The organism is Rhizobium sp. BK060 (assembly GCF_014193145.1).
Lineage (GTDB): Bacteria > Pseudomonadota > Alphaproteobacteria > Rhizobiales > Rhizobiaceae > Rhizobium.
On the sequence record NZ_JACHYW010000013.1, the window covers coordinates 54,444 to 73,865 of the forward strand.

The window sequence follows — 19,422 nt, forward strand, 5'->3', positions numbered from 1 at the left end:
AGCAGATAATCGAATCCTTGCCACCGGCAAGCGAGGAGATCTCACTCACTCAACGGCAACCCGCCGCAGCGATCAGCCCATGCGCTCGGAGGCATAGCTGCCCGGGCTTGCGGGAAATACGATCGTGCGGTTGCCGTTCAGGAAAACGCGGCGATGGATATGGGCATGGATGGCACGCGCCAGCACCTGGCTCTCGACGTCCCGGCCGATAGAGACATAGTCGTCCGCACTCTGAGCGTGCGTGATGCGGGCCGTATCCTGCTCGATGATTGGGCCCTCATCGAGATCCGCCGTCACATAGTGAGCCGTGGCACCAATGAGCTTCACGCCGCGCTCATAGGCCTGCTTGTATGGGTTGGCGCCCTTGAAGCTTGGCAGGAAGGAGTGATGGATGTTGATGATCCTGCCCGACATCTTGCGGCACATGGCGTCGGAAAGGACCTGCATGTAGCGCGCGAGCACGATCAGTTCGGTGCCGGTCTGATCCACGAGGTCGAGGAGCTGAGCCTCGGCCTGCGGCTTGTTTTCCTTCGTCACCTTGATGTGGTGGAACGGGATATCGTGGTTCACCACAACCTTCTGATAGTCGAAATGATTGGAGACCACGCCGACGATATCGATCGGCAGAGCACCGATCTTCCAGCGGTAGAGCAAGTCGTTCAAACAGTGGCCGAAACGGGACACCATCAGAAGCACCTTCATGCGGCTGTCGCCAGCATGGATTTCAGCATCCATTTCGAATTTCTCGGCGACCGGCTTGAAGCCTTCCTTCAGTGCCGCAAGGCCCACACCTTCTTCTGAAATGAAGCTAACACGGGTGAAGAACTTGCCGGTATCGAGGTCGTCGAACTGCGACGAATCGACAATGTTGCAGCCTTGATCCGCCAGGTAGTTCGCAATCGCCGCAACGATCCCGCGCGTCGACTTGCACGTCACCGTCAATACATAGCTCGTCATCTGTTCCGTCCTCTCGCGCCGCCTATCGGCCGGCTGCTTAGATCAAAGCGAAAGTCACGGATAGAGCACCGCGCCTTCATTCGTGCAACTATTTGCAAGAGAAACCGTCAGAACCTTGCAGGCCCTTGCGTCCCCCCGTCGCGACCAACTTACGGCAGAGCACGCAAAACTCCGTTCCGCTTGCGTCGTCAAGACGCGTATCCCCGCCGTACGCAGCACCGCAGGCAACTCACCTCGACGAAGTCACGTTTTCGAGATGACGGCCGACAGAGTGATCCGCTTGCTTGATGCGGATCGCTGTTGCGCCTACATCCACGAAGAAAATGAAGTCCGATATCCGGCGAGGCGGCAAATATGCGGTTCGCAAGAGCGTTGTTGATAGCCATGGCCGCCGGCGCAAGCCTGGCGCCGGGAGCAAGCTTTGCCACGGACTGGCGGCGCGCCGGGGAAGCACAGACCCAGTCGATCTATCCCTACGCGAACCTGCCGGGCGTCAAGGCACGGCCGGAGCCGAAGGACGAAGAACAGTATGACTGCCGGACGGAGACGCGGCCGCTTCGCCGCGGATACGATAAGATCTTCCGTACCGGCGGGCTGCCGACCCTCGTCTATGTCTGCGATCGTGACGGCGTGGAGAGCGTCGGGACGCAGGTGCCGCGGCGCGGACACTATCAGCCGGTTCGCTGAGCTATCGGGCGGCGTCGCCAAAGTGGCGCGCGATCAGGTGGTCGATCGATGGTCGCCCTGGCCCCCGGCCATGATCACGAGGAAGCAGACGGCCCAGGTGCCATGCGTCGGCCAAGCATCGGGATAGACGAATAACTCGATCACCACTGCCATGCCAGGAAGGGCAAGGGCGGAGAGACGGCTTGCCAGACCGATAACCAGCAGCGTGGGAAGACGTGTTCGGCAACTGCCGCCAGATGAGCGCCGATCCAAGTATCGACGAACGGCAACTTGTATTCATTCTCGAACAGGCAGACTGCGTTGTCGGCGACGTGCCAGCCATCGATCTGAACTCGGGCCGGTTGTCGACTGGTGCGGCCAAGATGCGCTGATCGTCCGAGCTCATATGAGCGTCGAGGTTCATCGCCTGCCGGCCGATGGTGCCGCCTATATCGAAGCACTGGCAGCAGGCATGTCGCTTGCCGGTTCGGTCGCGGCGGCTGTTGCGGAGACTCCTGCGTTCTACCTCTCGGCTAATTTCGCCGGTGCCTTACGGACGGACGCATTTTGTTCCGTTCGCTAACTCATGTGTGGAGACACGCCCATGCACGATGAAATCGCGATGGACCATATGCAGGGGCTGACGATCCCGCAGAAACTCTACCGTATGCTGCGGCTGCTCGATCATACCCCACACGACTGCATCGCTCTTATCTGCCGATCGCGGCCTCGACTGCAATCGGCAGCCTGATCGGACGTCGTTACCTGCATTGGTGATGTCTTTTCGCGGAAGAAACAGGAAGCCGTTGTAGCGGCTTTCTTGCAACTCTGGGCCATGCAGCATAATCCTGGCTTACGGCATATGACCGCTCGACAGCGGCTCCGGATAGACTGGATCGTAGCGACGGTGAAGGGGGAGCCGGCGTAGCTTAACTTGCTATCCGGCGGCGCGCGGGCCATCTGCCGGCAACGCCTGCCGTCGGGCCTTCGACCGGCCTTAACTGCGCAGGCGCTGTTCACAGACATCCTTGACGAGAGACTGCAGCACCTTGATCCGCCCGACCAGCCAGGCAAGCTCCTCGGTCGTGATCTCGTAATGCGGCGAGTAACGGGCATCGACATAGGCCCGGTCAAGCCGGGTAAAGCAGCGCCTGGCAAACTTGCTGTCGCGCGGCCATGCCTCGATCAGCCGCGGCTCGACCCGTTCGGCATGCGTTCGAAGCACGCTGAGCCGGTGCGATTTCGGGGAGTAGAGCGTCAGCACGAGGAGCACACAATGGTATAAGCGCTCGGTGGCTTGATGCAGACTAAATGCAGACAGGTTTCTGTTTTTGCGTTCCCCATAAAACTCGGCGCCTAGTAGAAATTCGCCTGCATCCGGAAACCACTGCTCGAAATGCCGCTGCGCTTCCGCTCGAGCAGCCTCCGGTCTCAGCGGTTTCGGCGCGGCCAGCGGATGGCCGGGCGTTTCATAGAGCACGATCCCGTCACGGGCGATGTCCATGAAGAACGGCAGTCCCCGCGCCAGCTTGTCGTTGACGTCGGCCAGGCTATGGGCGATCACCTTGGCCGGTGTCTTAAGGCGGCCGGTGACAGCGAACTCCCGTGTCAGCCGATCGTCGATCGTCTGCCAGACGTCGTTCTCCTCGGCGAAGCTCTCGACGTTGACGACGGCCAGCAGGTCGTAATCGGAACGATAGCCGCTGTCGCGATCCTCGACCCAATCGCCACGTGCGAAACTGCCAAACAGGATCAGTTTCAGGATTCGGCCGGCGCGGGCTTTGTCCGACAACTTGTTCTTCTGGGCGTCCTCGAACTCCTCGAAGATGATCTGCACGACGCGGCTCAGCTCACGGCGCTTCTTGTCGGGGAGATGATCGAGCTGTTCGAGAATGATCAAGGCAATCTGCCCTTTTAAGTTCTGCAATTACCAATACCGCAATGCGTGAGATTCTCTACTGCCGATGGCGAAAGTGCAAGAGGTGGCAGTCCTTTCCGGGGCGGTGACGACCTTCGGTCGAGCCACGCGAGCGCTTCTTGCACAGAAGCGCAAGCAAGAGATGCACCGCTTCCGTCTCCAGGCAAAGACGGTACTGTCTGTCGGCAATGCGTCCCGGTCCGCCGCCCGTTGCGAATGAGCGCTGCCTGGCTATACAGGATCTGCCATCGTCTTTCCGGGAAGGGATTCGCGACGGTAGGGCCTGATGGGCCGCAAGGCACTGTTGATGAATCCGCGCCAGATGGCGGAACTCTCTGGGCCAGATGCGACGCCGGCCGTTCCTCGTCCTAAATTGGGGGAGCCGGGGAGGGTGCAGTTCTCAAAGGGGTCTTCATGTGCGCAGAAATGTGCATATATTGTGCCTAGGATTGAGCCGAGATTTATATGGCACAGGCTCAGGTAACACCACGCCTCAACAACAGCCGGTTCACCAACGGCCCTAGCGGCCGCCTCTTCCTCCAAGTCAACGCCGTATCCCACGACGCTTCTGCCTCGACCTGAAACGTGATCCGCCGGGATGTCTCAAGGTCGGCCAGCCAAGACCGATACAATTCGCCGGACAGCGCCACGCATTGTTTATGGTCGGCGAGATCCGCGCGTAGCCCGAAGGTTGCGGTAGAGGCCTTCAAGATAGGCAATGATTGCTGCCTGCCTTCGCTTCGCCAGCATCTGCCGTGCGTAGGGACAACCGTATGGCCTGCATCTTGTCGGTGATGGTGATGGGAACAGCGTCAGTACCAAGCGGCATTTCGACCGTCATGCCGACCATACTGGCCTTCAAGTCGCTGGGAATACGCTGGATAAATGCGGATTGGCCGAATCTTTTCGGCTGCGTCGGCGCCACCAGTTGCAGCCTCATGTTACTCACCTTTGTTACACGGTGTGGTGAGCGCAACTTATTGGAAAGGCCTAAGTATTTGATCTGGATAACGATCAAAATGGAATGGTGCCCAGAAGAGGACTCGAACCTCCACGCCTCGCGGCACAGGTACCTGAAACCTGCGCGTCTACCAATTCCGCCATCTGGGCGACGGAGAGCCATGTACGGGCGTGGCCTCTTGCTGTCAACAGGGTTTTTAAAGTTTTCCTGACAGGCAGCAAAAAACTCGTTGATGCCGGTCTCTGTTGACGAGGGCCCAATCTGAGGCAGCGGTAGCGATCGACATAATCGGCCCTATATAAATGCAGCAAGAAAGGATCGTCCGATGCCCGGCCTTCACAAACTCTGCCTGATTGCGCTCTTCTCGCTGCTGCCCAATGCGGTCTTTGCGATGCCGCTTGGCGCCTTTTCGCCCGTCGCCGGCCAGTCGGACATCGTCCCTGTGGGGTCGACCATGTGCGATGCGCGCGGCTGCTTTACCTTCGGGCCGGTACAATCGTTCCGACCGTCCTACGTCCAGCCTAACTATCGACCGCCGACGGCCACCGGCCCGACCTACTATCGGCCAGGCGCGCGGGGACCGGCACCGCTTTATTACGATCCGCCGCCAGTGCGCACGGTGCAGCCTAAGACGCAAGGACGACAATTTCACGTCGATTGGTGCCGCAATCAGTATCGGACCTACAATCCGAAGACCGACCGATTCGTGACTTACGAAGGCATCTACAAGACCTGCAATTCACCTTACGACTAGGCTCAGCTTTCCAGCGAGGCGCGGTCGACGTGACCGAGGTCCCGGCCGGGCTCGATGATGTCGCGGACGCGCTGCTTTAACTCCTTCGGACCGGGAAAGCCGCCATCACGCTTACGCTCCCAGATCAGCACGTCATCGACCCGTATTTCGAAGTTGCCGCCAGTCCCAGGAATGAGCGCCACCTCGCCGAGGCTGTCGGCAAAGGTCTGCAGAAGCTCCTGCGCCATCCAGCCGGCCCGCAGCAGCCAGTTGCATTGGGTGCAGTAGAGGATAGTCACGCGGGCCTTCTCGTCACTCATGTCAGGTTTCCTTTCGTCATGCCGATTTAAGAACTGCCGAGGCGTGGCGCAATCGATATTGCAATCGTAGAGCGCTTGGTGTTCCTGTCCGAGTCGAAGATCGTATTGGAGATGCTGATGCGGGTCGCCGTCATCGAGAACATGAAGAGCACGCCGCTTGGCTCGCTGGGCGTGGCGCTGGCGGAGGCCAATGCAGAAATTGAGCGCTTCCGTCCCTGGATCGACGGCAAGCTGCCTGCGGGCAGTGCCGGTCATGACGCTCTGGTGGTGCTCGGCGGCGAGCAGAATGCGATCGATGATCAGAACTATCCGTATCTGCCGACGCTTGCGCAATTGATGCGCGACTTCGTCGAGGCCGACAAGGCAGTGCTCGGCATCTGCCTCGGCGCACAGATTCTCGCGCGTGCTTACGGCGCGGAGAACCATCTGAACGCCGGACTGGAGTTCGGCTGGCACGCAGTCAGCAAGTCCAAGGAGGGCCAGACGGATGGACTGCTCTCCGACCTCCCGGACGATTTCACAACCTTCCAGTGGCACAGTGACACGTTTACGCTACCGGAGGGCGCGACGCGTCTCGCCACAAGCGGCCTGACGGAGAACCAGGCGTTTCGCGTTGGACGCGCGGCGTATGGCACGCAGTTCCACTTCGAGGCCAGCGCATCGGTGATCGACAGCTGGAAGGCCGAATTTGCCGCTTGGATCGAGCAGATGGAGCCGGGCTGGCATGAAGGCTATGCGGGGCTTGCTGCCAAGCATGCGAGCGAATCAGATGCAAGCGGTCTTGCGATCGGGCGCAATTGGGTATGCATGATCAAAGCGCAGGCGCGGCGGCAACCCAAGGCAGTCGCCGGCAGATAAAGCCGGCGACGACAGTAGGCGAACTAACGCTGCATCACTCACGCTGGGTCGCGGAACGGACCCAGACGAGCATTTCACCGGGCGCACGATTGTCCCAGAGATGGTAGGGCACGAAACGGGCTGTCGCCTTCTCGGCCGCGGGAGGCCTGGTGCGATAGAGCGTCGCGCCCCAATCCGCCTCATCCTTCGTCACAGGAATATCGAGGGCAATCGCACCACCGAGCTCGGCGATCTCCGCCGTCTTTGCCGCAATGTCTTCGCCAAGCCGGATGCCGTTCAGGCCCGCCCCATTATCCGTTGCCTCCACACAATAGACGAGCGGGCCCCGCATCAGGGCGGCGCGTCCGGCGTCCTGGCGCACCAACGGGTTTGCCCAGAGGGAGCGCGCTTCCAGCGGGATGTCCAGATCGATCTTGTCGCCATCGCGCCATTCGCGTTCGATGCGGGCGTAACCGTCGACGTCGACCGAACCGATGTTGATTGCCTCGCCGTTGACGGCAAGCGTGGCGCCGTTTGCCCATCCCGGGATGCGCAGCGAAACCGCAAACTGCGCCGGCTTGCTCGTCTTGACGTCGAAATGAACAGCACCATGCCAGGGGTAGCGGGTCTTCTGGGTCAGTGCGACATCGGCACCCGCCATCTTGAATCGCGCCCTGCCTTCGCCATAGAGATGGACGGCGATCTCATCTTCCGCGACCCCGTACATATAGGAGCCGATCGAGGCGAGCAGCCGGGCAATGTTCGGCGGGCAGCAGGGGCAATGGTGCCAAATCCAGCGATGGTGCTTGCCGGCGCTTTCCAGCGGGTTCTCGTAGAAGAACGTCTTGCCGTCGAGCGACAGGCCGGCCATGGCGCCATTGTAGAGCGCCTGCTCCATGATATCGGCATAGCGCCGGTTCGGGCCGCGTCCGAGCATGCGGTTCGCCCAGAAGACCAGGCCGACTGATGCGCAGGTCTCGGCATAGGCGCTTTCGTTCGGCAGATCGTAGTAGTCGGTGAAGCCTTCGTTGGCGGCCGCCGGCCCGATGCCGCCGGTGACGTACATCTGCTTGGTCGTCAGGTCGTCCCAGAGCGTCTCGAGCGCCCCGGTCAGGCTGTCGTCATTATACTCCGTCGCGATGTCGGCCATGCCGGAATAGAGATACATGGCGCGCACGGCATGACCGACGACCTTCTTCTGTTCGCGAACCGGTTGATGGGCCTGGCCATATTCATAGGTCTTCTGATGGAAGTCGGCGGCATCGCGGCCGTCACGAATTGCTTCTTCGGTGAAGAAGTTCGGTTCGGTTCCGCGCTCGTCGATGAAGAACTTGGCAAGGTCCAGATACTTCTTCTCGCCCGTCACACGGGCAAGCTTGACCAGCGCCAGTTCGACTTCCTCGTGGCCGCAATAGCCGGGGATCTTGCCCGGGCCGTGACCAAAGACGGTAATCATGTAGTCGGCAAAGCGGCACATGATATCGAGCAGCTTGCGCTTGCCGGTGGCCTGATAATAGGCGACCGCCCCTTCCATCAGGTGGCCGGCGCAATAGAGTTCGTGATGGTCGCGCAGGTTGGTCCAGCGGCGGTCGGGCTGAACCCGCTGAAACCACGCATTCAGATAGCCATCCTTGTCCTGCAGCTTCTCATACATGTCGACGATGGCATCGACGCGGGCTTCCAGAGCGGGATTGGCGCGGCGATAGAGCGAGTAGGCAACGGTCTCGATCGACTTGCCGAAATCGCTATCCCAGAACATTTGCGTAGAACCACCCCATGGGCCGATCGGGATCACGATCCCGGGGCTCGGCTGGTCGATATCGATCGCACGCAACATCCCCGCCTCGACGCAACGGTCGAGCAGCGTTTCAGCGGTGGAATCGCAGATCGCGTCCTGGCGCTCCCCGAAGAGGCCGTGCACATCGACATCAGGCACGGGAAGCGGACGAAACTGGCGGTCTCTTTTCAACTTGTTCATGGCTTGATCCATCTCTTTTAGAAGTCATTTCACCGCGCCGGCCATGAGCCCGCGCATGTAGTAGCGTTGCAGAAGCAGGAAGACGATGAGGCAAGGGATGGTCATGACTGCGACACCCGCTTGCACGGCACCCCAGTTGATCGCCCCGAGGCGACCGGCGCGCACCGCCATCATAAGGACAGGCAGCGTGTATTTCTCGTTGCTGGAAAGCAGCACAAGCGCGGCCAGGAATTCGTTCCAGGCATTGAGGAAGGCGAAGATCGCCACCGTCGCGACGCCCGGCAGTACGAGCGGCAGCAGAACCAGCACGAGCATCTTCAGATCGTGGGCGCCGTCGATGCGCGCTGCTTCCTCGATCTCCTTCGGCACCGCATCGAAGGCGTTGCGCATCATGAACACCGAAAACGGCAGCTGCAGCGTCACGTAAACCAGCGTCAGGCCAAAGAGCGAATTGTTGAGCCCGAGCCTGGCGAGGATGATGAAGAGCGGCGTGAGGATCGACTGGAACGGGATCATCAGCGTCGCGATGATCAGGATGAAGAAGACATTCTTCAGCGGGAAGCGATAACGCGAAAAGCCGTAGCCGGCGAGCAGGCTGATCACCACGGTCAGCACAACGGTCGCAAGCGACACGATGAGCGAATTGAGGGTGTGCTGCAAAATGCCGGCGCCGAAACTGTCGAGCGAACGGTAGGAATCGAAACTGATGCCGTTTGTCGGCCATGGCGGCAGCGGCGGCAGCCGCGCCTCCGTTCCATGCCGGAACGAGGCCAGCAGCGTAATGACAAACGGAGCGAGAAAGAAAATGGCAACGGCTATGCCGGTGCCGTGGTAGGCGGCCTGCCCACGGATTTCGCGGCTTCTCTTGCGACCGGTGACGAGGCTCATCAGCCCTCCTCCCCAACACGCAGCAGCCAGAGCTGCGCGACGCTGATGACCACGAGAATGGCGAGAAGCGCAATCGACAAGGCCGCGCCATATCCGAGATTGAAGGACACGAAAGACTGGTTGAAGATGTAGTAGACGACGGAGATCATACGGTTTTGCGGTCCGCCAGAGGTCATGATGTAAAACTGATCAAAGGCGAGGATCGACCCCGTCACGGAAATGATGAGCGCCAGCGCGATCGTCCTGCGCATCAGCGGCAGCGTCAGAAAACGGAACCGCTGCCACCAGCTTGCCCCATCGACGACGGCGGCCTCCGTCAGATCGGCCGGGATCGCCTGCAGTCCTGTCAGCAGGATGATCATTGTAAAGCCGGCTATCTTCCACACCACCATGACGCAGATCGTCAGGAATGCACTGTCGAAGGTGGCAAGCAGATTGGGGCTCTTCTCGACAAGTCCGAGCGCCCTCAAGGCGGGTCCGATGAACCCGCTGTCGACATTGGCAAGCCATACCCACAGCAGCGACGCCGACGCTAAACCGACGACGACGGGCAGGAAGATGACGGTGCGATAGGTACTGACGAAGGCCCGCTGCCGCTCGACGAAAAGAGCAAGCGGAAAGGCGACCGCGAAGATGAGGATCGTCACGATGACCGTGTAATAGGCAGTGAAGTTCAGCGCCGCGACGAAACGGCCGTCATTGAACATGCGGAAGTAGTTGTTGAAGCCGATCCAGCGCGAGGCCCCCATCAGCGGCCAGTTGTGAAGGCTCATCCAGGCGGTGAAGGCGACCGGCAACACGAAGAACATGATCACCAAAAGCATCGCCGGAGCGATATAAAGGAGACCGGTCCATTCCGGTCTCGGGGCGCGTCTGCGCACGCATGCTGTCTGCTTTCGACCCGTCACGGTCATCGAAACACTCCGCATCATTCCTGATAAAATCGGCCGGAGGACTGCCACCACCCTCCGGCCACGGCCGTTGGGAGATTATTGGCCGCTGTCGATGATCGACTGCATCTCCGACTGTGCGTTCTTCAAGGCACCGTCGACGTCGTCACCGAAGATGGCGGCGTTCGTAAAGGTTGCCCACGGACCGTTGGCGCTGTTGATCAGATCGTTGAACTGCAGCGTGTACGGTGTCTTTGCGACCGAGATGGCTTTCAGGCCGACCTGCATCCTTGGATCGAGACCGGCGAGCACCTTGTCGGCGATATCGCCGCGGGTCGGCAGGCTACCGTACTTCGCCATGACTTTCTGGCCGTCCATCGAATAAATGTACTCGAGGAATTCCTTCACGGCATCGATCTTCTTGGTGCCCTTGGTGATGACGAAGTTGTCACCGCCGGCGAAGGAGGACGGCTTGCCGTCAACGCCCGGGATGAGGGTCACGCCAAAGTTGATGTCGGGATGCTCGGTGACGAGCGTGCCGATCGCGAATGCGCCGAGGCTCTGTTGACCGATCTTGCCGTTGGTAAAGGTCAGGAAGTTGGCACCATTGTCGCTGGCAGCACTTGCCGGGACAAGGTCCTTCTTCACCATGTCGCGATAGTAGTCGACGGCCTTGCGCATCTGCGGGGTGTCAAGCGTCGCCGTCTTGCCATCGGCCGACAGGATATCAGCACCTGCACCCCAGGTGAGCGGCGTGAACGTAAAGATCATGCAGCCGCCGCAACCACCGCCGGAGAAATAGAAGCCGTAGGTATCGTCACCGAGCTTGCGGATCTTCTCGGCGTTGGTTGTGATTTCCTCCCAGGTCGCGGGCGCCTTTTCAGGGTCGAGACCAGCCTTCTTGTAAAGGTCTTTGTTCCAGGCGAAGACCGACGTTTCGACAGAAAGCGGCAGGCCGTAGACGCGATCCTGATAGGTGCCGAGGCGAACATGCGATGGCGATAGCGAATTGAAATAGGGCAATTTCTTTGCCCAATCCGTCAAGTCTTCCAGCTGTCCCGCAGCGGCAAAGGCCGGGTTGTAGATAAGGTCCATCGACAAGGCGTCCGGCGCCTGGCCGCCGGCGATCGCCGTTGCGTATTTCTGGACAAGTTCCGAGAACGGAACCTCCGTCGCAACAACCTGGTTCTCGTGGCTGGAGTTGTAGGCTTCGACGACTTTCTTGAAGGACTCGCCGATACCCGTGCGGACCCACATTTCGACCTTTTCGGCGGCCGATGCTCCGGACACCAGGCATAGGGTGGCAACGCTTGTCGCAGCCAGCAGACGCTTAATCATGGCACTTCCTCCCAAATTGGCGCATCTCCTCCGCGCCGGCTCTTCATCTCCTGGGGTTTTGGGCCCCGCATGACTGCCGCACCACGAGACGGCACGGCAATTTCCTGACGCCTGGTTCCACCGGGCGTCCCTCCGCCAGCGCCAGAACCGTCAATCCGGCCTGGCGCCCCAGCTCCTTCAGCTCCATATCGACGGAGGTAAGCGGGGGTCGCGTCTGGCCGGCGACAATCTCCCAATTGTCGAAGCCGACCACGGAAACATCCTCCGGCACGCGAACACCGCGCTCGCGGAGCGCATCCACAGCGCCACGGGCGATCTGATCGTTGCCGCAGAAGATGGCGTCCGGTTTTTCGCTCTCTCCGTTCCAGATCTCTGCAACGGCTTCGTGCCCCCAGGCCTCCGCCCAATGGCCGAACATGACGAGGCCCTCACCGCCAATGACATCGCGATAGGCATCCGCGCGTTCGCGGACGGAAAAAAAGCTCTCCGGCCCAGTCACATGGGCAATCCGCCGACGGCCCATTTTGACCAACCACTCCACCGCCAATTGCGCACCCTGCGCGTCGTCGGAGCGGAAGGTGACGCTTGCCGGCGTCCCCTCTGTGAACGCGTAGACGACAGGGACATGCAGGTTCGACAGATCGACCGGAAGCTGCCGATCCAATCGCTTGCCGGTGGCAATGATGCCATCGACCTGCTTTTCGAGCATTGCGTCGACATGAATCTGGCCAAGCGCCGGATCATCTTCGATCGCACAGAGAAAAACCGATACGCCGTGATCGACGAGCGCCTCTGAAATGCCGGCCATCACAGGCAGCGTGAAGCGCCCGTAGGTATCATTGGTCAGCAGGCCGATCGTGAAACTGCGCTTGCTCAAGAGGCCCCGGGCGAGCGCGTTCGGGCGGAAACCAACTTCGCCGGCAATGCGCTTTACGCGCTCGCGGGTTTCCGCACTCATGCGACCGGTCTCGTTCAGAGCCTTCGAGGCGGTCGAAATGCTGACCCCCGCCGCCGCCGCGACGTCGTGGATGGTGATCCGGCCTCTTTTTCCTCCCGCGATGTTCACCGCGCTTTCTCCTCATTTAAGCATGAGAAAAGCTTTTCCCACCTTTTGCGTCAAGTGAGAAAAGGTTTTCTCAGGCAAAAATCATACGATTGTCATCAAAGCATTTGGAGACACAGAAAAACGCGGCAGACCAATGGCCGCCGCGATCCAAAGCTTAGCCGATGTGGCGTGCGATCAGCCCTTGATCGTCGCCTTACCTTCTTCCAGGAGGCGTGCCGCCGCTTCGGCAGGTTTCGTCCGCTCGAACGCGAGCTCGTCGGCGATCGGGCGGAAGACGCGTTGATCGAATTGGGTCGAACCGAGCGGCGCAGGCGCCGGATATTCGCCGACCTGATCTTTCAGCAGGTTGATATACTTCACGGTGGCCTGCTCGGTCGGATTAAGGTTGGGCAGGATCGCCTCGCGCACGGAAGGCGATAGGGGCACGCCACGCTCCACGCCAAGGATCTTGCCAGCCTCGACATCATTGACGAAGAAATCGATGAACTTGGCCGCAGCCTCGCCGTTCTTCGTGGTTCCGCCAACGCTCCAGATCAACGCCGGGCGATAGTAGTGGCCGGACGGACCACCCTTCTTTTCACGCGGCAGGAGCGTGATCGCGAGCTTGTTCTTGGAAATCAGCTGATAGCCGACAAGCTGGTTGGAATAGGCCATACCCATCGCCGACTTGCCGAGCGCCAGGCAGTTGGTGTCGATCGTATTCTGATCGAGCGTCTGCACGTCGGCCGCAACCGTGCCACCCTTCTTGCGTAGATCTTCCCAATAGGTGAACCAGGCCGTTGCGTCATCAACATTGAAGCCGAGCTTGCCGTCGGCATAGAGGCTCTTGCCGCGCTGGCGCAGCCAAGCATCGAAGACGTAGGCGTAGCGCGCGCCATAAGGGCCGCCCCAGTAGTTATCCTTGCCGCCGGCTTTCGTGAGTTCGACCGCGAGCTTGGCGTACTCATCCCAGGTCAGATCCGCCGTCGGCACCGGAATGCCCGCCTTTTCAAAGGCTGTCTGGTCAAAGAACAGTGCGAAGGAGTTGAGACCGAGACCGATGCCGTAGAGCTTGTCGTCCACCGTCGTCAGCTTCAGTATATCCTTGCCGAAGGAATCGACTTTCAATGTCGAGGGGACGAATTCGTCCAGCGGCAGGCATGCGCCGCGCTTGGAATAGTCCGAGATTGTTCCCGGCTCTAGCTGGAAGACGTCGGCGATGGCGCGGCCGGCCATCTGCGTGGAGAGCTTCGTCCAGTAGCCGTCGCCGCTCAGCGATTCGCCGACGATCGAGACGCCGGGATTCTTGCTTTCGTAGAGCTTGGCGACATCGAGCGTGCGCTTGGCACGATCGTTCGATCCCCACCACATGGCACGCAATTTGGCGTCGTCCGCAAAGGCCGGAATTGCGCTTCCGGCCCCGAAGGCCAGCCCGGCAGCGACACCTGCCGAGCCCATCAGAAATGAACGGCGATTGACCTGCATGTTTCATCCTCCTCTTTCATCGCCCCGCCATCCTCCAACAGCTGAACGGGCCATGCAGCGTAGATTACGCAAAAAAATCTCCTATGCAACAAATTATCTTTCTCTTGCAAATTTGCATTATTTGCATAATTTCGTTGTCATGAACGAGATCAAGACCAAGCGACTGAGGCAGGCCGATATCGCCGCAATGGCGGGCGTGTCCGTATCCACCGTGTCCCGCGTGCTCGCCAACGAGCCCGGCATCAGCGAGAGCGTGCGCCAGCATATTCTCAAAGTGGCGGCCGAAAACGGCTATTCGGCCCGCGCCGTGACCGGGCCGCTGCGCGGCGGCCTGGCGCTGATTGCAAGCGACGGCGTAACCGGCGGGCTGAGCGTCTTTTACGAAGGGATCGTCGAGGGATTGCGCGCCGGCGCACTTGACGCCGGCATACCCTTCGAGGTGCGGCTGATCCGCGAGAACCGGGCGACGCCCGATGTCGTTCACGAATACATGCGGACGGCAAGCGCCGGTGGGCTGTTCCTGGTCGGGATCGATCCGAGCGCCGAGTTGCGCGCCTGGTTGGAGGACGCGGCAATTCCGACAGTGCTTGTCAACGGCACCGATCCGCGGCTGCGGCTCGATGGCGTTTCACCATCGAATTTCTTCGGCGCATATGAAGCGACGGCGCGCCTGCTGAACGCCGGCCACCGCCGGATCCTACATCTGACCGGCTCGCATCGTCACACCATTCGCGAACGCGTGCGGGGTTTCAAGGCTGCGATCGCCGAGGTCGAAGGCGCCGAAGGGCGTCTCGTGTCGATGACCTTCCAGGGGAGCGCCAGCCATGAGGCGCATGAACTGACGGCCGCCGTGCTCGGCGAGAATGCTGGTTTCACCGCCGCCTTCTGCATGAACGACTTCATCGCCGTCGGCGTTCTCGAGGCCGTAACCGAGGCCGGGCTACGCGTGCCTGATGACTTCGCCATTGTCGGCTTCGACGACCTTCCCTGCGCGCTGATGACCAACCCGCCGCTGTCGACCATGCGTGTGGATCGCGTGACGCTCGGCAGGGAGGCGGCCGGTCTCATGGTTGCGCGCTTCAAGGACCGCACCGCCCCCGCCCGCCAGATTTGCCATGCCGTCGTGCCGATTGCCGGCGGCACCGTCCCGCACTCCTCAAAGAGCAATGCCGATGACCTATGACCCTGCCAGTGCAAATCCGCTCGCCAACAACCCGCTGAAAACGCGCGAAGATATGTCGCGCGCACTTCGCGACCTCTTCGATCCGCTGCTGTCCTATTTCTCGGCAGGCAATGCGCGCGTGCGGCTCGACGGAGCGGCTGCGCATTTCGACCGCGCTGCAGCGGATCTCGAAGGCTTTGCGCGACCGCTCTGGGGATTGGCGCCGCTAGGAGCCGGCGGCGGCGAATTTACGGAGTGGCATCGCTTTACCGAAGGTATCGCCAATGGCACCGACCCGAAACACCCCGAATATTGGGGAACCGTCAACGGCCGCGACCAGCGCATGGTCGAGCTTGCGGCGCTGGGTTTTGCCTTGGCGCTCGTGCCGGAGAAGGTCTGGGAGCCGCTTGGCGGCCGGGCACGCGACAACGTCGTCGCCTACCTCAAGCACGCGCGGCAGTTCGATTATGCCGACAACAACTGGAAATTCTTTCGCATTTTCGTCGACATCGCACTCGACCGCGTGGGCGCCAATTTCGACCGCACCTTGACCAAGCAATATCTCGAGGAGCTGGAGGGCTTCTACATCGGCGACGGATGGTACCGTGACGGCAATGTGCGCCGCATCGACCACTACATCCCGTTCGCCATGCATTTCTACGGCCTGATCTATTCCAAGCTCATCGATGACGATTACGCAAAGCGCTATCGCGAGCGCGCTCTCCTCTTCGCAAACGACTTCAAGCACTGGTTCGGATCGGATGGGGCGACGATTCCGTTCGGCCGCAGCCTGACCTACCGTTTCGCGTGTGCAGGCTTCTGGTCAGCCCTTGCCTTTGCCGATCTTGAAGCGCTGCCTTGGGGCGAGATCAAGAGCCTGTGCCTTCAGCATCTGCGCTGGTGGAAGGACAAGCCAATGACGAACCGTGACGGCATTCTGTCGATCGGTTTCGGTTATCCCAACCTGCTGATGTCGGAGAACTACAATTCCGCCGGTTCGCCCTACTGGGCCTTCAAGGCGTTTCTGCCGCTTGCCCTCGCAGAAGATCATCCCTTCTGGACGATCGAGGAAACGCCGCCTCAGCAGACGGCGAGTGTCCTGCCGCAACGCCATCCCGGCATGGTGATGATGCGCAATGCCGGCGACGTGGTGGCGCTCTCCTCCGGCCAGGAGAACCTGCAGATGCGGTTCGGCACGGAGAAATACGCGAAATTCGCCTATTCCAGCCGCTACGGCTTCAGTGTGGAATCCGACGAGCGCAACTTCGCTGGCGCGGCCCTCGATTCGACCCTCGCCTTCAGCGATGACGGCTTGCACTACCGGGTTCGGGAGAACAATCAGGAAGCCAAGCTTGCGGGCAACGTTCTCTACTCAAAGTGGTCACCATTCCGGGACGTGGAGGTCGAAACCTGGCTGGTGCCGGCAGCGCCCTGGCACATCCGCGTTCACCGCATCAACACGCCACGGCCGCTGCAGACGGCGGAAGGAGGCTTTGCGATCGCGCGCCGCGATTTCGAGCTCGATACGCTGGTCGCGGAGGGCTCGAGCGCCTACGCGATCGGCGAAGAGGATTTCAGCGGCATTCTCGACATCGGTTCTGAGGTGCCACGCACGGGCCTGACGCAGAAGGCGCCTCCGAATACCAACTTGATCGTCGCCAAGACGCTGGTGCCGCAGTTGCGCGGAGAAGTACCGGCTGGCCGGACGATCCTGATGACAGCCGTTCTTGCCGCAAACGACACAGGTACCGTGACCGGTGCCTGGACCACCCCACCGAAGGTCCCTGATATTGCCGAACTCGAAGCGCTTGTCGCGAAAGAGGGCATCAGGGTCAGTGCCATCGAGGCGCCGGGGCAGATGCCATGAAGCACCCCTCCATCGCGCTTGCGATGCAGCCTTCGCGGACGGAGCATGTCCTGCCCGCTGCGACACTGCGCCGGCTCAGCGAGCTTGGCGACCTGCTTGATACCCAACCCCTGCAGCGCTTTGATGATGATCGCGCCCGGCGCGTTCTCGCAGAGACCGAGATTCTTATCACGGGTTGGGGGTCCCCTTACGTCGGGCGCGAGGTGCTTGCGGCTGCTCCACGGCTGCGGCTGATCGCGCATGCGGCCGGAACTGTGAAGGGGATTGTCGACGAGCAGGTCTTCGATGCCGGTATAGCCGTGACGCACGCCGCGGAAGCAAATTCCATCCCCGTCGCGGAGTTTACGCTTGCGGCGATCATCTTTGCCGGCAAGCACGTGTTTCGCTTCCGCGACCTCTACGTCACTGAACGCAATCGCGACCGGACGCATGCGATGCAACGGTTGGCAATCGGCAACTATCGTCGCACGGTCGGCATTGTCGGCGCCTCCCGCATCGGTCGAAGGGTTATCGAGCTGCTGCGACCATTCGAGTACCGCGTGCTTCTCTTCGACCCGACCCTCGATGCCACCGAGGCAAAAAGCCTCGGAACCGAGAAGGTGGATCTGCCGACGCTCCTGCAGCAGTCCGACATCGTCTCCCTGCACGCACCCTCGCTGCCATCGACGCGTCATATGATCGGAAGCCGAGAACTGTCGCTGATGAAAGACGGCGCCACGCTGATCAACACGGCGCGCGGCGCCTTGATCGATGAAGCCGCACTGCTGGCGACGCTTCACACCGGCCGGATCGAAGCCATCATCGACGTGACCGATCCTGAGATACCGGAGAAGGCATCCGGCTTCTATGACCTGCCGAATGTCTTCTTGACGCCACACATCGCCGGCGCCGTGGGGCTGGAACGCGGACGCCTCGGTGACATGGCCGCTGATGAAATAGAGCGGTTCGTCAAGGGCGAACCGCTCCGCTATCAGATCCAGCGCCGTGATCTGGCACTGATTGCTTAGCCGGCTTTCAGATTGCCCGGCACACCGGCCGCGACTATGTCCGGCATCAGGTCGGAGATCTTTACGACCTTGCCGGTGCGCGAGCTGCTCAGAGCGGCAATGCCGCAGAGCACCGACATGGCGCCGGCGCGCGTCCCGGCGCGCTGACCGAGCTTGTCGTCCATGCCCTGCTTGAAGATCATGTTGCGCATCCGGTCGTCGCCGCCGTAATGGCCGCCAGGAGAGTGCGGCACGACGATTCGCTCGACGGCATCCTTGCCCTTCGGAAAGTTGCGCACGAGCAGGATGGTGTCCTCATCGGGTGTTTCCCACGGCTGCTTCTCGTATTGCCTCAACTCAATGCGCCCTTGCGTGCCGTTGAAAGCGATGTGGTGGCCTTCGATCGGCTGGAAGGTGTTCAGTGAATAGGAGACGTGGACATTGTTCTTGTAGCGGATGCTGACGACCATCGTGTCGGGGATGTCGATATCCTCGCGATAGACGCAGCCGTCGCGGAAGTAGCCGTCGATCTTCGACGGATCCTCGTACAGAGAATCGAGGAAGGGATCGGCCTCGAGATCGAGATAGTAGTCGCACTCGCCGGTATGCGGACAGAGCTTGCAGCGTGGGCCGCGGAACGGCCCCTTGCGGCCGTAATTCTGCAAATCGGCAAAAGAGGTGACTGCATCCGGGTCGCTGTCCAGGTACCAATTCAAGAGATCGAAGTGGTGCGTCGCCTTGTGGACGAAAAGGCTGCCGGAATTTTCCGTATAGGCGTGCCAGCGACGGAAATAGTCCGCGCCATGCTTGGTGTCGAGATACCAGTGGAAGTCGACCGAGGTCACGCGGCCGATCTCGCCGGCGTTCAGCAGTTCCTTGATCTTGGCGGCTGTCGGCGCATAGCGATAGTTGAAGGAGACGTCGACGCGCTTGCCTGTGCGCTTTTCGGCATCGAGGATACGGCGGATCTTGTCGACAGCGGTGGTCATCGGTTTTTCTGTGATGACGTCGATGCCGGCTTCCAGCGCACGGACGACGATATCGTCATGCGTATAGTCGGGCGTGCAGACGATCACGAGGTCGACCTGCTGTTCGGCGAGCATGGCGTCGATGTTCTCATAGATCGGCGCATTGCTGCCGATCATCGTGCGGGCCCGCTCGGCACGCAGCGAATTGGTGTCGACGATCGCGACGAGATCCACATGCTCGCGCCAGCCGGCAAGCAGTTCCTTGCCCCACATGGTGGTGCCGCGGTTTCCCGTTCCAATCAAGGCAAAGCGACGTTTCTCCATCCTATGATCCTCCTTCATTTGTCATGAAACGAAAATTGGTCTGGTGCCCAACAAGTCGCGGCTCCCCAATCTGCGGACCATATCAGGCTGTAACTAAAT

At 60.6% G+C, this 19,422-nt stretch carries 19 protein-coding genes, 1 tRNA gene and 1 pseudogene; 8 read left to right on the forward strand and 13 right to left on the reverse strand.

Features of this window, described 5'->3' with window-relative positions:
• Window positions 1-72 precede the first annotated feature (72 nt).
• Window positions 73-957, reverse strand: a complete 885-nt coding sequence (purU, locus tag FHT71_RS15770) for a formyltetrahydrofolate deformylase (protein WP_007798326.1) — start codon at window positions 955-957, stop codon at window positions 73-75.
• A gap of 354 nt (window positions 958-1,311) precedes the next feature.
• On the opposite strand from purU, the gene FHT71_RS15775 reads away from it, so the two are divergent.
• Complete coding sequence (locus tag FHT71_RS15775) at window positions 1,312-1,644, forward strand: hypothetical protein (protein ID WP_183720841.1); 333 nt, start codon at window positions 1,312-1,314, stop codon at window positions 1,642-1,644.
• A gap of 1 nt (window position 1,645) precedes the next feature.
• Here FHT71_RS15775 and FHT71_RS31690 read toward each other — a convergent pair.
• Window positions 1,646-1,979: pseudogene (locus tag FHT71_RS31690) on the reverse strand (DoxX family protein); the annotation flags it as partial.
• 50 nt (window positions 1,980-2,029) lie between these two features.
• On the opposite strand from FHT71_RS31690, the gene FHT71_RS15780 reads away from it, so the two are divergent.
• On the forward strand, window positions 2,030-2,206 hold the full coding sequence (locus tag FHT71_RS15780) for a hypothetical protein (protein ID WP_183720844.1): 177 nt from the start codon (window positions 2,030-2,032) through the stop codon (window positions 2,204-2,206).
• A gap of 21 nt (window positions 2,207-2,227) precedes the next feature.
• A complete protein-coding gene (locus FHT71_RS15785; RefSeq protein ID WP_183720846.1) occupies window positions 2,228-2,374 on the forward strand; it encodes a hypothetical protein in 147 nt (48 codons plus the stop codon).
• A gap of 246 nt (window positions 2,375-2,620) precedes the next feature.
• Here the strand turns inward: FHT71_RS15785 and FHT71_RS15790 are convergent, their stop codons facing one another.
• From FHT71_RS15790 to FHT71_RS15800, 3 genes are all read right to left on the reverse strand, one after another.
• Complete coding sequence (locus FHT71_RS15790; protein ID WP_183720849.1) at window positions 2,621-3,523, reverse strand: HEPN domain-containing protein; 903 nt, start codon at window positions 3,521-3,523, stop codon at window positions 2,621-2,623.
• 724 nt (window positions 3,524-4,247) lie between these two features.
• Window positions 4,248-4,481 carry a hypothetical protein gene (locus FHT71_RS15795; protein ID WP_183720852.1) on the reverse strand — a complete coding sequence of 78 codons (234 nt, stop codon included), beginning with the start codon at window positions 4,479-4,481 and terminating at the stop codon, window positions 4,248-4,250.
• A gap of 85 nt (window positions 4,482-4,566) precedes the next feature.
• A tRNA-Leu gene (locus FHT71_RS15800) sits at window positions 4,567-4,651 on the reverse strand.
• Window positions 4,652-4,893: 242 nt separating this feature from the next.
• On the opposite strand from FHT71_RS15800, the gene FHT71_RS15805 reads away from it, so the two are divergent.
• Window positions 4,894-5,256 (forward strand): BA14K family protein, encoded by a 363-nt coding sequence (locus FHT71_RS15805; RefSeq protein WP_244423786.1) that lies wholly within the window; start codon window positions 4,894-4,896, stop codon window positions 5,254-5,256.
• A 2-nt stretch (window positions 5,257-5,258) separates the two neighbouring features.
• Here the strand turns inward: FHT71_RS15805 and FHT71_RS15810 are convergent, their stop codons facing one another.
• Window positions 5,259-5,555 carry a SelT/SelW/SelH family protein gene (locus tag FHT71_RS15810; RefSeq protein ID WP_132589350.1) on the reverse strand — a complete coding sequence of 99 codons (297 nt, stop codon included), beginning with the start codon at window positions 5,553-5,555 and terminating at the stop codon, window positions 5,259-5,261.
• A 117-nt stretch (window positions 5,556-5,672) separates the two neighbouring features.
• On the opposite strand from FHT71_RS15810, the gene FHT71_RS15815 reads away from it, so the two are divergent.
• A complete protein-coding gene (locus tag FHT71_RS15815) occupies window positions 5,673-6,413 on the forward strand; it encodes a type 1 glutamine amidotransferase (protein WP_132589493.1) in 741 nt (246 codons plus the stop codon).
• Window positions 6,414-6,447: 34 nt separating this feature from the next.
• Here FHT71_RS15815 and FHT71_RS15820 read toward each other — a convergent pair whose 3' ends face one another.
• The 6 genes from FHT71_RS15820 to FHT71_RS15845 form a co-directional block, all read right to left on the reverse strand.
• Window positions 6,448-8,370 (reverse strand): glycoside hydrolase family 127 protein, encoded by a 1,923-nt coding sequence (locus tag FHT71_RS15820; RefSeq protein ID WP_132589348.1) that lies wholly within the window; start codon window positions 8,368-8,370, stop codon window positions 6,448-6,450.
• Window positions 8,371-8,394: 24 nt separating this feature from the next.
• The gene (locus FHT71_RS15825) at window positions 8,395-9,258 is read right to left on the reverse strand and encodes a carbohydrate ABC transporter permease (RefSeq protein WP_132589346.1); all 864 of its coding nucleotides are present in this window, start codon (window positions 9,256-9,258) and stop codon (window positions 8,395-8,397) included.
• Window positions 9,258-10,172, reverse strand: coding sequence for a sugar ABC transporter permease (locus tag FHT71_RS15830; protein WP_183720855.1), 915 nt, complete (start codon window positions 10,170-10,172; stop codon window positions 9,258-9,260). The genes FHT71_RS15825 and FHT71_RS15830 overlap by 1 nt, the downstream gene beginning before the upstream one ends.
• Before the next feature lie 75 nt (window positions 10,173-10,247).
• Window positions 10,248-11,486 (reverse strand): sugar ABC transporter substrate-binding protein, encoded by a 1,239-nt coding sequence (locus FHT71_RS15835; protein WP_132589342.1) that lies wholly within the window; start codon window positions 11,484-11,486, stop codon window positions 10,248-10,250.
• A 43-nt stretch (window positions 11,487-11,529) separates the two neighbouring features.
• The gene (locus tag FHT71_RS15840; protein WP_007798284.1) at window positions 11,530-12,552 is read right to left on the reverse strand and encodes a LacI family DNA-binding transcriptional regulator; all 1,023 of its coding nucleotides are present in this window, start codon (window positions 12,550-12,552) and stop codon (window positions 11,530-11,532) included.
• 174 nt (window positions 12,553-12,726) lie between these two features.
• Entirely contained in the window at window positions 12,727-14,016 is a 1,290-nt protein-coding gene (locus tag FHT71_RS15845; RefSeq protein WP_132589340.1) for an ABC transporter substrate-binding protein, read from the reverse strand.
• A gap of 139 nt (window positions 14,017-14,155) precedes the next feature.
• Here FHT71_RS15845 and FHT71_RS15850 point away from each other — a divergent pair, with 139 nt between their 5' ends.
• Genes FHT71_RS15850 through FHT71_RS15860 form a run of 3 tightly spaced genes read left to right on the forward strand, consistent with a single transcriptional unit; the run spans window position 14,156 to window position 18,052 of the window.
• Window positions 14,156-15,199 (forward strand): LacI family DNA-binding transcriptional regulator, encoded by a 1,044-nt coding sequence (locus FHT71_RS15850; protein WP_132589338.1) that lies wholly within the window; start codon window positions 14,156-14,158, stop codon window positions 15,197-15,199.
• Entirely contained in the window at window positions 15,189-17,045 is a 1,857-nt protein-coding gene (locus FHT71_RS15855) for a DUF2264 domain-containing protein (protein WP_183720858.1), read from the forward strand. Before FHT71_RS15850 ends, FHT71_RS15855 begins: the two co-directional genes overlap by 11 nt.
• Complete coding sequence (locus FHT71_RS15860; RefSeq protein WP_183720861.1) at window positions 17,042-18,052, forward strand: hydroxyacid dehydrogenase; 1,011 nt, start codon at window positions 17,042-17,044, stop codon at window positions 18,050-18,052. Before FHT71_RS15855 ends, FHT71_RS15860 begins: the two co-directional genes overlap by 4 nt.
• Here the strand turns inward: FHT71_RS15860 and FHT71_RS15865 are convergent.
• A complete protein-coding gene (locus FHT71_RS15865; protein WP_007798271.1) occupies window positions 18,049-19,323 on the reverse strand; it encodes a Gfo/Idh/MocA family oxidoreductase in 1,275 nt (424 codons plus the stop codon). The two genes, FHT71_RS15860 and FHT71_RS15865, sit on opposite strands and share 4 nt — an antisense overlap.
• Between the last annotated feature and the right edge of the window lie 99 nt (window positions 19,324-19,422).